Source organism: Mycolicibacterium obuense (assembly GCF_055397605.1).
Map to the genome: position 1 here is coordinate 1 of NZ_LC872746.1, position 14321 is coordinate 14321.

At 69.1% G+C, this 14321-nt stretch carries 14 protein-coding genes; 10 read left to right on the forward strand and 4 right to left on the reverse strand.

What is annotated here, in order from left to right; translation table 11 throughout:
* Positions 1-116: 116 nt before the first annotated feature.
* From ACZ50N_RS27260 to ACZ50N_RS27275, 4 genes are read left to right on the forward strand one after another with little or no spacing between them, the layout of a single operon-like run.
* Positions 117-1538 (forward strand): tyrosine-type recombinase/integrase, encoded by a 1422-nt coding sequence (locus ACZ50N_RS27260; protein ID WP_205879576.1) that lies wholly within the window; start codon positions 117-119, stop codon positions 1536-1538.
* Positions 1535-3373 (forward strand): hypothetical protein, encoded by a 1839-nt coding sequence (locus ACZ50N_RS27265; protein ID WP_041783812.1) that lies wholly within the window; start codon positions 1535-1537, stop codon positions 3371-3373. Before ACZ50N_RS27260 ends, ACZ50N_RS27265 begins: the two co-directional genes overlap by 4 nt.
* Positions 3370-5484, forward strand: a complete 2115-nt coding sequence (locus ACZ50N_RS27270; protein WP_014805451.1) for a hypothetical protein — start codon at positions 3370-3372, stop codon at positions 5482-5484. Before ACZ50N_RS27265 ends, ACZ50N_RS27270 begins: the two co-directional genes overlap by 4 nt.
* Positions 5481-5903 carry a hypothetical protein gene (locus tag ACZ50N_RS27275; protein WP_014805450.1) on the forward strand — a complete coding sequence of 141 codons (423 nt, stop codon included), beginning with the start codon at positions 5481-5483 and terminating at the stop codon, positions 5901-5903. The genes ACZ50N_RS27270 and ACZ50N_RS27275 overlap by 4 nt, the downstream gene beginning before the upstream one ends.
* Before the next feature lie 45 nt (positions 5904-5948).
* On the opposite strand, the gene ACZ50N_RS27280 is transcribed toward ACZ50N_RS27275, so the two are convergent.
* From ACZ50N_RS27280 to merA, 3 genes are read right to left on the reverse strand one after another with little or no spacing between them, the layout of a single operon-like run.
* On the reverse strand, positions 5949-7304 hold the full coding sequence (locus tag ACZ50N_RS27280; RefSeq protein ID WP_464475759.1) for a dihydrolipoyl dehydrogenase family protein: 1356 nt from the start codon (positions 7302-7304) through the stop codon (positions 5949-5951).
* A 49-nt stretch (positions 7305-7353) separates the two neighbouring features.
* Positions 7354-7962, reverse strand: coding sequence for an organomercurial lyase MerB (gene merB, locus ACZ50N_RS27285; RefSeq protein ID WP_238994857.1), 609 nt, complete (start codon positions 7960-7962; stop codon positions 7354-7356).
* A 60-nt stretch (positions 7963-8022) separates the two neighbouring features.
* Positions 8023-9408, reverse strand: a complete 1386-nt coding sequence (gene merA, locus ACZ50N_RS27290; RefSeq protein ID WP_014805447.1) for a mercury(II) reductase — start codon at positions 9406-9408, stop codon at positions 8023-8025.
* Between the two features lie 165 nt (positions 9409-9573).
* Between merA and ACZ50N_RS27295 the strand changes: the two genes are divergently transcribed.
* Genes ACZ50N_RS27295 through ACZ50N_RS27310 form a run of 4 tightly spaced genes read left to right on the forward strand, consistent with a single transcriptional unit; the run spans position 9574 to position 11738 of the window.
* Positions 9574-9882, forward strand: a complete 309-nt coding sequence (locus ACZ50N_RS27295; protein WP_079633045.1) for an ArsR/SmtB family transcription factor — start codon at positions 9574-9576, stop codon at positions 9880-9882.
* A gap of 21 nt (positions 9883-9903) precedes the next feature.
* Positions 9904-10221 (forward strand): mercuric ion transporter MerT, encoded by a 318-nt coding sequence (locus ACZ50N_RS27300; RefSeq protein ID WP_014805445.1) that lies wholly within the window; start codon positions 9904-9906, stop codon positions 10219-10221.
* Positions 10222-10224: 3 nt separating this feature from the next.
* A complete protein-coding gene (locus ACZ50N_RS27305; protein ID WP_052765176.1) occupies positions 10225-10815 on the forward strand; it encodes a TlpA family protein disulfide reductase in 591 nt (196 codons plus the stop codon).
* Positions 10812-11738: a cytochrome c biogenesis CcdA family protein gene (locus ACZ50N_RS27310; protein ID WP_014805443.1), complete on the forward strand. Its 927-nt coding sequence runs from the start codon at positions 10812-10814 to the stop codon at positions 11736-11738. The genes ACZ50N_RS27305 and ACZ50N_RS27310 overlap by 4 nt, the downstream gene beginning before the upstream one ends.
* A gap of 424 nt (positions 11739-12162) precedes the next feature.
* Here the strand turns inward: ACZ50N_RS27310 and ACZ50N_RS27315 are convergent, their stop codons facing one another.
* Positions 12163-12570 (reverse strand): heavy metal-responsive transcriptional regulator, encoded by a 408-nt coding sequence (locus tag ACZ50N_RS27315; protein WP_014805442.1) that lies wholly within the window; start codon positions 12568-12570, stop codon positions 12163-12165.
* 103 nt (positions 12571-12673) lie between these two features.
* Here ACZ50N_RS27315 and ACZ50N_RS27320 point away from each other — a divergent pair, with 103 nt between their 5' ends.
* Positions 12674-12820, forward strand: coding sequence for a hypothetical protein (locus tag ACZ50N_RS27320; RefSeq protein ID WP_014805441.1), 147 nt, complete (start codon positions 12674-12676; stop codon positions 12818-12820).
* Between the two features lie 41 nt (positions 12821-12861).
* On the forward strand, positions 12862-14052 hold the full coding sequence (locus tag ACZ50N_RS27325) for an MFS transporter (protein WP_014805440.1): 1191 nt from the start codon (positions 12862-12864) through the stop codon (positions 14050-14052).
* Positions 14053-14321: the final 269 nt, after the last annotated feature.

Genomic DNA, 14321 nt, shown 5'->3' on the forward strand with positions numbered 1-14321 from the left:
TTTATGGTGACACTTCACTGCTGTCGCAGAGGTCCCTAGCCAACGCCAGCTTCGCTGTGTTTGGCGTGTTCAGATCCCGGAGGATCTCAACCTTGCTCATGTACAAGACGTCACCGGTGAGAGCGCTCGGCGCACCTGGGCTCGGCGGTGACGAAGCCCAGGTGCTGCGTCGTGCCGGTGTAGGCGACGGGCTGCCGTTCCTACTCGGCCCCGACGGCTCGTACGACCTGGAGTTGAACCGGTTCGTGCGCGAGTTGGACGGGTGGGGTGTGCGCTCGGAACACACGAGAGAGGCGTACGCGCGTGATCTGATGTTGTTCGGCCGCTTCCTCCACGAGCACCGTGGTGGACGGTCCATCTGGGACGCCGGCCAGGACGATCTGCGCGCCTACAAGCGGGCGCGGCGGCGGACCAAGGGCTTCACGGTGTCCGCGTCGACCTGGAACAGGTTCATCGCGGCGCTAGACAAGTGGGTCAAGTGGGCGATACACGAGGAGCTGATCGAGGCCCAGCCGTTCCGCATGGTGGAGAAGACGGTGTTGACGCCCCGCGGGCTGGTACGGGTGCTGTTCAATGCCGAGCGCGAGGTCGAGGACAGCGCCGGGCCGGTGCGGTTCCTGGCCTACGAGGACTACCTGGTGTGGCGGGACGTCGGGTTGCGTGGCCAACTACCCGACGGCTCGCCGGACCCGAGTTGGCGCGGTCGGCACGGCGAGCGCAACGCGGTGTTCGCCGACCTGTTGGTCTGCACCGGGATGCGGCTGAGAGAGGCGTCGAGCCTCCTGGTCACCGAGGTACCGCCGCTGGCGCAGCGGCGGCTGACCGGAGACCTGAACCTGCCCGCGACGATCACCAAGCGCAGCCGGCCGAGGACGGTTTTCGTGTCGCGCCGCGTGCTGCGCGACCTGCACCACTACGTCGACATCGAACGCGACGAACTGGTCGAGCGCCGCCGGGCGGCCGGGGCTTACGGGTGTACGGACGCCTGGATGGGAGTTCGCTCCGCCGGCAAGACTGCGCTGACGCTCGTCGAGGATGGCCGCTCGCGGCCGTACTCGCGGGTGACGATCGAGGAACGGCAGCGACTGTGCCGGGTCGGCGACGACGGTCCGGGTGGTCCGTTGTGGCTGTGGCTCGGTGAGGACGGCTTGCCGCTGTCGCGGTCGACGTGGCAGGCGGTGTTTCGGCGAGCCAACGAACGGTGCGCCCGGTTCGGCCTGGACCTGGTGGTCCATCCGCACGCCCTGCGTCACACATTCGCCGTGCACATGCTCGGGCTGCTGCTGCGCCAGACCGTCCGCGCGTTGCGCATGGAGCCCGGCGAGACCCTGATGAGCCAGCAGGTGAAACGGCTGCTGGTCGGCGACCCGCTGCGCAAGTTGCAGCTACTGCTCGGCCATCGCCAGCGCGAGACGGTCTTCGTCTACCTCGACGTCCTGGACGAGGCGCAGGAGATCGTGCTGTCCGCGCTGCGCGAATGGGATGAACAAGCCGAAGCGCTGAGCAGGGTCCGGCTTGAGGATGGTGCTGCCGCGTGAACCGCACCGAGGGTGCCGGCTCCGGTCGCCGTGGCCGCTGGGCGGCTTTCCCGACCGAGGAGCAGATGCCCGCGCAACCCGCTCCTGTCCCGGACATCGGTCCGCTGGTGCTCCGGCTGCACCTGGATGGCGCCGACCGCACGTTCGACATGTCCGCGTGGCCATGCCCGCGGTTGACCCGCCAGCTTGCCGCGACGCTGCGCACGGTGGCCGCCGACGGACCCGAATCGAGTTACCAGGCGTTCAAGGTGAACCTGTTCTCGGTGCGGAAGTTCGTGCGGTTCATCACTGGAGCCGAACCGCAGAACGCCACCGAGGTCGAGTTCAGTGACCTGGAGGCCGAGCACATCGACGCGTTCGAGCAGGCGCTGATCGCCGAGTACGGACCGGACAGTGACCAGCCGCGCATCAGCATCGGTGTGGTGGTCCGGCTGCTCCGCGTGGCGTTCGACGCCAGCCCCACGACGTTCGATCCCGACCTGGCTATCCGGCTGAGGTTCCTCGGACGGGAAACCCGTGCCCGTCAGACGAGACCCTTGGATGCCTACCCGCAGAACGTGTTCGAGGCGATCAGGAACGCCGCGCTGGCGGATGTCCGCGCGATCGCGCGCCGAATACAGGATGGCGAAGCCCGAGCCGCGACGGGCCAGGACCCGAACGTCGGCGGTTGGGATGTGATCGAGAACGTGCTGTGGCACATCGCCCGTCACGGGCCTGTCACGATGCAGTTCCTGCGGCCCCTGGTCGGCAAGAGGCTGGGCAACGGGCGCCCGCTCAACGCGGCGCTCATCCTCACTCGGGAGGACAACGTCGTGTTCCTGATCCTGCTGATCTGCATGACCGGGCTTGAGCCGGAGTGCGCCAAGCGGTTGCAGGCCGACTGCTTGACCAACCCGGCCCGCGGGTTCGTGAGTGTCAACTATGTCAAGCGGCGCGCGCACGGTCGCCGGATCTCTAAGTCCATGCGGGTCAGCGATGGCGGTGCCCTGCACCATCCCGGCGGTCTGATCCGACTGGCGCTGCGGCTCACCGCGCGAGCCCGCGAGTTTAGTGGCAGCACCGATTTGTGGGTCGACTACGGAGACAAGGGCCTGCGGGACTCCTTCCCGCTCGGCGGGCAGGGTCCTTGGGGTCACGTGGACAACTGGCAGAAACGACACGGCATCGACCAGATGACCGACGCTGACGGAACGCCGGTGCGGCTGGATCTGCGGCGGCTGCGCAAGACCTACAAGTCCCAGCAATACCTCAAAGCCACCGGCGTGCTCGCCGACTTCACCCAGGGCCACACCGCCGACGTCGCCGCAAACCACTACGCAAACATCCCCGCCCACGACGAGCTGCACGACCAAGCCGTGGAGAACGGCCTGCGCGAAGCGCTGGACGTCGCGCTGCCGCCGCCGGTGGTACTCGACGAGGACGGCACCCGCCTCGATGCCGGAGAAGGGGACCTGCCACCCGAGCAGGTGCAGGCGCTGCTGTCGCGCGAGAGCGACGTGTTCCTGGCCTCCTGCCGCGACTTCTACGACTCGCCTTTCGGGGCGAAGGGCAAGCCGTGCCCGGTGTCGTTGTGGGGCTGCCTGGAGTGCCCGAACGCGGTGTTCACCACCCGGCACCTGCCGCAGGTTCTGACCTTCCTGGACTTCATCGAGCGCCAGCGGGAGGAGTACCCCGTCAGCGAGTGGAACGTGCGCTACGGCCTGGCGTGGGACCGGATCGTGCGCGGCATCCGGGCCAAGTTCCGAGACGAGCAGATCACCACCGCCCAGACGATCGCCGAAAGCGGTGGGGCACGGTTGCTGCTGCCGCCCGAGTTCTGGGAGGCCGTCGCGTGACCCGCGCCCCCGCACCGCGCCCGTCCGCCGCGCCGGAGCCATCGGCCGATCCCTGGGTGCTGCCCGAGTCCTTGACCACCGAGACAACTGGCCGCGGCCCCCGGTTCAGCGACGACATCTGGGATTTCCGACCGTTCGCGCCCCGCAGCAACGGCTACCTCCGGCTGGACTTCACCGAGCTGCCCGACGAGATCGCGATGCTCACGGCCAAGGAGTTCATCTACTCCCGCATCCACCGCGTGGTCCCGCTGTCCTACGGATCGCGGACCGCCCGACCGATGAAAATCACCAACACCTACAAGGACTTCATCATCGTGCGTCAACTGTTTACCGAGCTCGGCAAGCAGGGCGTGACGCGCTTGGCGCAGGCCCGCCAATCCCACCTGGACGCGACCGCACGCGTCTGGCGTGAGACCTGTGTGCCAAACACGCTGGCTGTCCGGATCGGCGTCATCCAGCACCTGGAGGCGCACAGCCCGTACCTGACCGCGGACCGCCTCACCGTCGTGCCCTGGAAGGGCCGCCCGGCCACCCAGGTCGCCGGGCGGCGACCGGACGAGGAGAACAGCACCCCGCGCATCCCCGAGCCGATCATGGCTCCACTGCTGCGCGCCGCCCTGTTCTACGTCCAGACCGCCAGCCGGGACCTCCTGGCCGCCCAGCGGGAAATCGCCGACCTGGAGCAGGCCCGAGCAGGCGGCCGGTGCCGGCATGGCGAGGCTGTCACCAAGATCGAGGCGTTCCTGGACCGCCGCCGTCAGGAGGGGCGAGGTGTTCCCGCACTGCCGCTGTACTGCCTGGCCCAGCGCCCGACCGCGCCGGTTGTCGACGGCGTCGTGCAAGCCCCGAACGCCGCTCTCGTCGCCCTGATGAGCGGAACCAACAGCTTCCAGGGGCATCCGACACGGCTGATGGAGCAGATCGGCGCCGAGATCGGCTACGAAGAGGGTGGTCTGGACACGCCGATCTCGACGTGGCCGGACACCGGGCGACCCTGGCGAGGGCGGCTGAATCACCGCAGCCTGCATGACGAACTGCACCACCTGCGCACCGCCTGCTGGGTGCTGGTGGCTTACTTGTCAGGACTTCGGGACATGGAAGTCCTGGAGCTGGCGCGGGACTGCGCTGTCACCACCACCACCGCCGTTGACGGCCGGACCCGCTACAAGCTGCGCGGCCGGGTCTTCAAGGGCCGCAAGCTCACCGGTGACGAGGCCGAGTGGGTCGTGCTCGACGCCGTTCACGAGGCGATCGACGTCCTGCTGCAGATCAACGACGACCCCACGCATCTGTTCGGTTACCGGCTCTGGCCCGCCAGCAAGCCACGGCTGGCGAACAAGCTCACCGAGCGCCTCGGTGGTTTCCGGGACCACGTCAACGAGCTGTTCGGTACCCAATCGTCCGACGGGGTGGCCGAACCGTTCGTCCCCGCCGACGGGGAACAGCAGTGGGTGTTCACCACCCGGCAGTTCCGGCGGAGTCTGGCCTGGCATATCGCACACCAGCCCTTCGGTGTGGTCGCCGGTGCCCGGCAGTACCACCACGCCAAGGTGACCATGTTCGAGGGCTATGCCGGGACCTCAGCCTCTGGGTTCGCCGCCGAGGTCGCCGCCGAGGAGGCGGTCGCCATGCTCGACTACGTGGAGGATCTTTACCGGGATTGGAACACCGGCGCCCAGTCCGGCGGTGGGGCGGCCGAGCGGATCAACGCCGAGTTCCAGCGCATTCGGCGCGAGCTGGGTGATCTCCCCGGCGTCGTGTCCGACGAGCTGCGGCTGCGGACGATGCTTCGGCATCTCACCAAGACGCTGCATCCCGGCGTGCTCAACGACTGCTTCTTCAACGCGGCGACCGCGGTCTGTGTCAAGCGAGCCAAGGTCGTCGGGCAGCCCGTTCCGCAGCACAACATGTGCCTGCGCTGTCCGAACGCCCGACGGTCCACAGTGCACCGGCCCCGGCTGGCCGCCGCCCGCAATCAGGCCCTGGATCTCCAGGCGTCCTGCGAGAAAGCCGGTCCGGTCCCGAAACTCCAGCAGGTCGCGCTCACCGGCTACATCACCGAGCTCGACCAGCTCATCGGTGATCTCGACAGCGAGGAGGCGCAGGCGTGACCCGCGTCGCTACCCAAGTCCGCCTGGAGCAGGCGCTGACCCGGCTGCTCGCCGGTCAGCCGACTGTGACCGACGGCGAGCTGACGGTCTCCAACCTGTGCCGGGAAGCCGGTGTGGGCCGCGACTCGTTCTACCGCTCGCCTCCGGAGTTCAAGGACGCCGTTGTTGCGGCACAAGCGAATCGAGAAGCCCAGCAACCTGAACTCGTCGCGCTGCGCGAGGAGATCACCGCCCTCAAGCGGGAACGCAAACAGACCGCCAGCGACCACGCCGCCACCGTGCGGGAACTGGAGGAGACGATCAGGGTCTACGCCAACCAGATCCAGGTCCTCGCCCTGCGCAACTCGGAGTTGGAGGACCAGATCCGACATCTGGCGCACCACGATCCCGACGTGATCTCGCTTCACACCCGGAGGTGACCCCCGTCCACCGACGCTGTGACACCGAGAGCGGCCGGGCGGTTTCTAGATGGCGAGCTGTTCGAGGGCGGCGAGGTACGCCTCGGTGTAGGTCGGGAATTGGGCGACGCCGTCGAGCAGGGTGTCGATGGAGATCTGGGCGCGGATGGCGAGGGCGGCGGTGTGGATCGATTCCCCGGCTTGGGGTGCGATGGCCCAGGCCCCGATGAGCGTCCGCTGGGTGCGGTCGGCGATGAGACCGAGGGTGCCGTCGGGGTCGGTTTCGTAAGTCCAGGGTCGCGCGATCGAGTCGGCGAGGTCGAGTTCGGTGGTGGCGATGTCGAGGCCACGCTGGCGGGCTTGGTCGGTGGTCAGGCCGACAGCGGCGATCTCGGGTTGGGCGAACACGACGCGGGGGATGCCGCTGTAGGTGGTTTGGCGGGGTGTGCCGAGGATGTTGTCGGCCACGACCCGTCCTTGGTACATGGCGACGTGGGTGAACAGCGCGACCCCGGTGACGTCGCCGAGCGCCCAGAGGCCGGCGGTGACGCGGCAGTGCTCGTCGACCTCCAGCGCGCCGCGCGGGTCCGGTGTGACCCCGACAGTCTCCAGGCCGAGCCCGTGGGTGCGGGGGCGGCGTCCGGTGCCGAGCACGACGACGTCGGTGCGCACGGTGGTGCCGTCGTCGAGGTCGATCACCGTATCGGCGCCGTCGCGGCGCGCGGCGGTGGCCTGCCGGCCGAGACGGACGTCGATGCCGTCGGCGCGCAGGTGGGTGGCGACGATGTCCCCGACACGGGGGTCTTCCCGGTCCAGCAGCCGGTCGCCGCGCTGGATCAGGGTGACCCGAGCGCCCATGCGAGCGAGGAATTGGCCGAGTTCGATCCCGACGGCGCTGCCGCCGATCATCACGATCCGCTCGGGGATCTCGCGCAGGGTGGTAGCTTCCCGGTTGGTCCATACGCTGACCTCGTCCAGGCCCTCGATGGGTGGGTGGATCGCGTCGGAGCCGGTGGCGATCACCACGTGCTCGGCGGTGAGTTCCCGGCCACCGGCCCGTACCCGCCACGGGTCCCGGCCCACCAGGGCTGCGGTGGCCTTGATAACCGTGACGCCCTGCTTCTCGTATCCGGTGACCTGCTCTGTGTCGTCGAGGTGGCGGATCATGTAGTCGCGGTAGTCTCGCAGTGCCGCCCAGTTCTGCGCCGGAGTGGACAGGCCGGCCGCGTGGGCGGCTTCGGCGCGGGCCTCGGGTGGGCGCAGCAAGGTTTTGGACGGGATACACGCCCAGTAGGCGCACTCCCCGCCGATCAGTTCCTGCTCGATCAACGCGACCCGCCGTCCGCCCGCGTGCAGGCGCGAGGCGGCGGTCTCGCCGCCCGGTCCGGCGCCGATCACGATTACATCGAAGTCCGTACTCACAGTGGCTGTCCCTTCTCGGTGATGGCGGTTCGGGCGGCGCAGGTGGGCGTCAGCAGCACCCGCCGGGCTCGGGCTCCTCGGATTGAGCGGCGTCCAGCTGCCGGCCGAGTTGATAAGCGTCGGCGACTGGGAGGACCGATCCGCCGGGGTGCTCAGCGAGCCAGGGCGCCGCGGCGTCGGCGTCGGCGAAGAAGTGCACGTGGTTGCAGAAGGAAGCCCGTACGGAGACCAAGTCGTCAGGCGTGACGATGGAGACCATCGCGGTCTGGGGCTCGACATCCCTGACTCGGTCGGGCTCGACGGTGAGCCGTATCGGGGCACCGGTGCTGTGGCAGGGGGATTCAACCTGGGCGGATTGGCCGAGGGTGGCGGGGAAGATGAGGGTGTCCAGGGCACACCAGGTGTAGAGCTGGTGGCCGTCGACGGTGAAACGGTGCGGGGTCGGGCGCAGCGTGATGCCGTAGCCGACGATCCGTCCGGCGTCGTCGTATTCGGTGTCGCGCAGTCGGCCCACCGCCTGCGCAACCTCGTCACCGGCGCGGCCGGTGGCGGCCGCGAGGTCGGCAATCGTGAGGGGTTCGCCGCGGGCCAGTTGCCGCAACAGCGGCTGCCATAGCCATCCGGCCGGGCTGTCCTGGCGGGAGAAGACACTATCCATAGTGGACACCACGGTGTCCAGGTCATTCGTCATCGGGATTGTCCTTCCGAGAGCAGGGTTTCAGGAGGCGCAGCAGGAGAGTTTGGACACGTCGCGGGTGAAGGTTTGGGCGGCGAGTTTGATGCCCTCCGCCATCGTCAGATAGGGGCACCACAGGTCGGCCATCTCGTGCACCGTCATCTGGTTTGCCAGCGCATAGACAGCGGTGGCGATGACGTCCCCGGCGCCCGCGGCGAGCACGTGCGCGCCGAGCAGCCGCCCGGAGCCTTGTTCGGCGACGAGCTTGATCGCGCCGCGGGTGTCGCGGTTGACCAGCGCCCGCGGCACGTACTCCAGCGGCAGCACCCGGCACTTACAGGCGTAGCCCTGCTCCACCGCTTGGACGTCGGTCAGCCCGGCGGAGGCGAGACTGGGCGTGGTGAAGGTGACCGCGGGCAGGTGATGGTAGTCCAGGGTGCGCCCGGCGTCGCCGAAGGCGTTGTCGACCACGACGCTGCCATGGGCCCCGGCGACGTAGACGTACTGCGGGTGCCCGGTGACGTCCCCGGCCGCCCAGACGCGCGGGTTGTCGGTGCGCAGATACTCGTCGACGACCACCTCCCCGCGATGCCCGGTCTTCACGCCCACCGCGTCGAGATTGAGCCCGGCGGTGACCGGGTTCCGCCCAGTCGCGAGCAGCAGCCGCTGCCCAGTCACCCGCTGCCCACCGGCGGTGACGACGACGCCCGAACCATCGGCCTCAACCTCAGTGGCGCGCTCGGCGATCACGGCGATGCCGTCGTCAGCGAACACCCCGGCCAGCAGGCCGGCGAGTTCCGGTTCGGTGTGCGGGGCGAATCGGCCCACGATGCTCACTCGGACGCCGAGGTGGGCGAACAGTTGCGCCTGCTCCAGCCCGACGTAGCCGCCGCCGACGACGACCAACGACTCGGGCAGTTCGGTCTGCTCCATCGCGGTGGTCGAGGTCAGGTAGTCCACCCGGTCGGCTCCGTCGAGGCCGTCGGTACGCGGGGTGGAGCCGGTGGCGATCAGGTAGTGCTCGGCCTCGACCCGGACGTGGCCGCCGTCATGCAGGTTCACCTCCAGCGCCGGTCCCTCGATGAACCGGGCCTCGCCGGGCAGGATCTCCCACCCGTACTCGGCGGCCAGGTCGACGTACTTCTCCGCCCGCAACCCTGCCACCAGTGTGTCCTTGCCACCGATCAGCGCGGCGGCGTCCACCGGGCCCGCGCTGGTGGAAATCCCCGGAAAGTGCTGGTCCAGCGCCACATGGCGGGCCTCGGCCGCGGCCAGCAGTGCCTTCGACGGCACACAGCCGACGTTGACGCACGTCCCGCCAACGGTGCCGCGCTCGATCATCACCACGCTCTTGCCCTTGCCGCGGGCCGCGATCGCCGCCGCGAACGCACCCCCACCCGAACCGATCACCGCCAAGTCGTACCGCACCAGCGATCTCCTCCCACTGACATATTCGTCTTCCCGGATGCATAGATGCTAACCTAAGATTCGTACATCCGGATACGACAGACACTCGATGTGAGGACGGCGACCGTGGCCGACGCTTCCGAACGCAGCAGCACGCTGCTGCCCACCGAGCCGAACGGGGTGGAGATGATGGCGAAATTCTTCCGCGCCCTCGGCGACCCCGCCCGGCTGCGGCTGCTGGAGTTCCTGCTGCACGAGGAACACGCCGTGGGCGAATGCGTCACGCACATCGGCCTGTCCCAGGGCCGGGTGTCCAGTCACTTGGCCTGCCTGTCCGACTGCGGCTACGTGCAGCTGCGCCGCCAAGGCCGCTTCGCCTACTACCGGGTCACCGACCCCCGCGTCGCGGAACTGGTGCTGCTGGCGCGCTCGCTGGCCGCGGACAACGCCGCCGCCCTCGCCGCGTGCATGCGCATCACCGCCCCGAACGCCTGACCAGCCGAGGAGACCGCCTCCATGTCGACCAACCCCGGCTCCGAGAGCAAGCGCACCGCGCTCGCCGCCGCCGGTTTCCTCCTGGTCCCCATCGTGTGTTGCGGCCTGCCGGTGCTGATCGCCGCCGGAGCCCTTGGCGCGGTGGGCTCGGTACTGGGCAACCCCTGGGTCATCGGCACCGCCGTCGTGGTGGTCCTCGCCGCGGTGACGCGGTTCGCGCGCCGGCGCGTCACCCGACACGGTGCCACCCGAGACAACTCGTGCTGCCCGCCCGTGCCACCCGCCCGCGACCAGCCCGATCGGCCACACGAGTCCTCCCACCCCAACCAGGAGTCCTGACCCATGCCTGACGCACCCGCCCCGACCGGACCTGCCGCGCTTCGCTCTCGTCGACGACTCGTCACGATCGCGCTGACCGTTATCGCCGTCGTCGGGATCTCCGTCGTGCTGTATTCGGCGTTTTCCCCGTCGAGCAAGCAGACCGCGTCCCCACCCGCTGCCGACGGCAGCGCAAAGGCCGGGACCACTGCCGCTGCGGGAGCGTTCACCGCCCGAACCCTGCAGGGCGTGCAGGTCGCGGTGCCCGGCTCGCGGCCCAGCGTGCTGTTCTTCTTCTCCGTCGGGTGCGGCGGTTGCGGTCCGGCCACCCACACCCTCGCCCAGGTCCAGCAGGCGGTCGGCACGAAGGCGAACTTCGTCGCCGTCGACATCGGCCCCGGCGAAACCGAGCAGGACATCACAGACTTCCTCACCGCCAACCAGGCCACCAGCCTTGCCTACGCCAGCGACAGCAACGCCACCCTGATCAGCGCCTACCAGGTCACTCAGCTGTCCACCGCCGTCGTGCTGGACGCCTCCGGCAAACCGGTGTTCCGCGCTGTCGAGCCCACCGCCGATCAGATCCGTGCCGAACTGGCCAAGGTGAGCGCGTGATCGGCCCGCTGTTGGCGCTCGCCTTCGGCGCCGGGATGCTCGCCCCGGTCAACCCCTGCGGCTTCGCCGTACTGCCCGCCTTCCTCGCCTACGCCGTCGACACCGGCGACGGCCAGGCGGACGCGCGGCCCGGCGCTTTGTCCCGGCTGGCCGGTGGCCTGCGCGCCGGGCTCGCGCTGACCGCCGGGTTCGCCGGCACCTTCACCGCCATCGGACTACTACTCGCCCTCGGCTTGCGTTCCCTGACCGGTGTCATCCCGTGGCTGGCCGCCGCGCTCGGCGCGATCCTGGCCGTGGGCGGCCTGGCCATGGTCGCCGGCGGACACCTGCCGCTGCGGCTACCCACCCGCCGTTCCGGCACCCCGCGGCAGGGGCCCAGAGGCATGGTGGCCTTCGGCGCCGGGTACGCACTGGCCTCCGCCTCCTGCACGCTCGCGGTGCTGCTCGCGGTCGTCACCCAAGCCCTGGCCAGCACCAACATCTCCGGCGTCCTGGTCGTATTCGCCGCCTACGCCGCCGGCTCCGCCACCCTGCTGCTGTCCCTCGCGCTATTCGCCGCATTCGCCAGCGGCCTGATCAACCGGTTCCTCCGACGGCTGCTGCCCCACATGAACCGCATCACCGGCGCCGTGCTTGCCCTTTCCGGCGGCTACCTACTCCTTTACTGGCTGCCACAACTACTCGGCGGGCACCCCGGCATCGGCGCACTCACCGGCGTCGTCGGCACCGTGTCAGCCTGGATCACCGGACACCAACTTGCGATCGCCATCACCGCACTCGGCCTCATCCTCGTCACCGCGATCGCCACCCTCACCCGCCGCGAACGCCGCCACACCACCACCGACACCGCCGACGACTGCTGCGCACCCAGGCCACAGCCCGAAGAAAATGCGGACCAGGTAGGAGGACCCGGTAGCAGGTGACCTGCCTGCCGGGATCCAACTGGCACGCGGGCCTCTACGATGCGAGCCCGAGGCGGCCGGATTGTCCCCATGGGAGTCCGGCAGGCGGCAAAGCCTTGCTGTAGAAGCAAACCACCACAGTCGACGACGCAGGGCTGCGGACTCTGCATGCCTCCATCTTCACGGAGAATCGCGCAAGCATCGCCCCGCACCACGCCGCCGGTTGCTGAACCGTCGGCATCCGCGAACGCATCGCCCAGCGGGGCGGCGTCTGGCACAACACAGTCTTTTATCGAACGCCGCTCAGCCGTCCGATGATCGGTCGGCCCAGTCTGACTGGACATTTGCCGCAACGAGTGGCCATTCCGCAAAGGCTCGGCTACCGCCAGTTCGCAACGCGGCCATCAAGAGTTCAGTGAGACATGAGGGTCCTTGAGCGGCTACTTCACCGTTCGATGATCGGGCAGATCGATCTGTTCGGTTCCGACTCGGTATCGGCTGCCACGGCGGTGTCCCGACTGGCGGTGAGGCTCGCACGCAGCGCCAGCAATTCGGTAATGGTGTTGTCGATCTCCGCGATCCGGGCGTCGAGTAGATCCCGTACGGCTCCGCACGGGGTGGGACCGGCGCGGCGGAGGGTGAGGATGGTGCCGATGTCGTCCAGGGGGAGGTCCAGGGCGCGGGCGCGGCGGATGAAGGTGAGGGTGTCGACGTCGTCCTGGTTGTAAAGGCGGTACCCGGCCGCAGTGCGCTGGGCGGGCGGCAGCAGGCCGCGCTCCTCATACAAGCGCACGGCCTTACGGGTGAGCCCGGCCGCCTGGGCGGCCCGCCCGACGGTCATCGCCTGGGCCATCGTCTGCCTCCTTCGCGTCCCGGCCGCTCGCCTTGACCTTCACCTGGGGTGAAGGTTTTAGCGTCTCCAGTGTAGGACCGGAAACCGAAGGGAGGCGCAGGTCATGGCAATAGTCGAGTGCGAGGTGTACCGGCGCCCGGACCCGGAGCGCGGATGTGAGATGACCGTCACCAAGGGCGCCGTCCCAGGCCACGGTCGCGACCGCAACCCCACCTGTTGCTGCGGGCACACCATGGAGAAAGTCCGCTGAGCCGCGGCCAGCCAGGACGTGCGGGCACCGGGCTGCGCCAGGTGTTCTCCCATCCTGGTTACCGCCGGTTGTGGGCGGCGCGCACCGCTTCTGCCTGGGGTGACGCGTTCGCCACCGTGGCGTTGGGCCTGCTGGTGTGGGACCGCACCGGCTCCGGGCTCGGTGTGGCCGGGGTGATCGTCGCGGAGATCGTCCCGGTGCTGCTGCTGGCACCGTTCGCTGGGGTGGCAGTCGACTGGTTCTCGCCGGTGCGGGTCATGGTGGTTGCCGACTTGGCGCGCGTGCTGGTGGCTGCGGGGCTACCGCTGGTCGCCGGCTCGGTGCCGGGCATCTACGCGGTGGCGTTCGCCATGTCCGCAGCGTCGGCGTTGTTCAATCCGGCCGCCAGTGCCGCGCTGCCCGCGCTGGTGAACGAGGAGGAGTTGATCGCCGGGAACTCGGGGATCTGGACCGCCGCGGTGCTCTCCCAGATCGTGCTCGCCCCGGCTGCGGGTGCCGTGGTCGCGACCGTCGGCTATGGCCTGGCGTTCTGGGTGAACGCAGCGAGCTTCGCCGTCTCGGCGCTGCTGCTGTCCCGCCTGCACCTGCTGCGCCCGGCAGCCGATGCGGCCCGTGCCGCCTGGTGGCATCAGGCCCGAGACGGCATCAGGGTGCTGGCCGGGCACCGGGTGCTGCGAGCCTTGGCCGCTGGTCAGGCCCTGGCGGCGTTGTCGGCCGGAGCGACCAGTGCCCTGCTGGTTGTGTTGATCCGCGAGCGCCTGGGCAGGGGCCCCGCCGGATACGGAATCGCGCTGGCCTGCATCGGCGTGGGCGCCGCAGCAGGCCCGTTACTGCTGACCCGGCTGATCACCGATCCTCGCAAACCCGCGTTCATTTTCGGACCCTATCTGTTGCGCGCCGCCGTAGATGCCGTCCTTGCGAGTGTCCGCGTCCCGGTGGTGGCGTTGGGCAGCCTGGCCGGCTACGGCGGGGGCACCTCTGCCGGCGCAGTCACCTTCAACTCGCTGCTGCAGGCCGAAACCCCACCCGCCGCACGCGGCCGGGTCTTCGCCGCCTTCGATCTGATCTGGCAACTCGGCCGCCTGGCCTCCCTCGGGCTGGGTGGGTGGCTGGCTGATGCGGCAGGGATCACCGCCGTCTACGCCGCAGGGGCTGCACTGCTCGTCGCTGCCGCTCTGATCGGCCGAGCCGGTCTGACCGACCATCGCCACCACCAAGAGAAGAGGCGCTGACGCGAGGACTTCGGCGCCGGCGACGACGCTCGGCCACTGGCATCAGTCCGACGAACAGAGCTCCGACTCCGCAGCGATCACCAGGGGCCGGCTGGAAAATCGCCATTCACACCAGGCCCGCCCTTGGAGAATCCCGAGGTAGGTTCCACCGAGGCGCCGCCGCCCTGCGACACCGTTCCTTCTGCGACAGCTTGACTGTTTACATAACAACGTGCCTGCTGCTGCGGTGGCTGCGGGAACCCTCAACCCGCGACTTCGCCGTGGAGGAC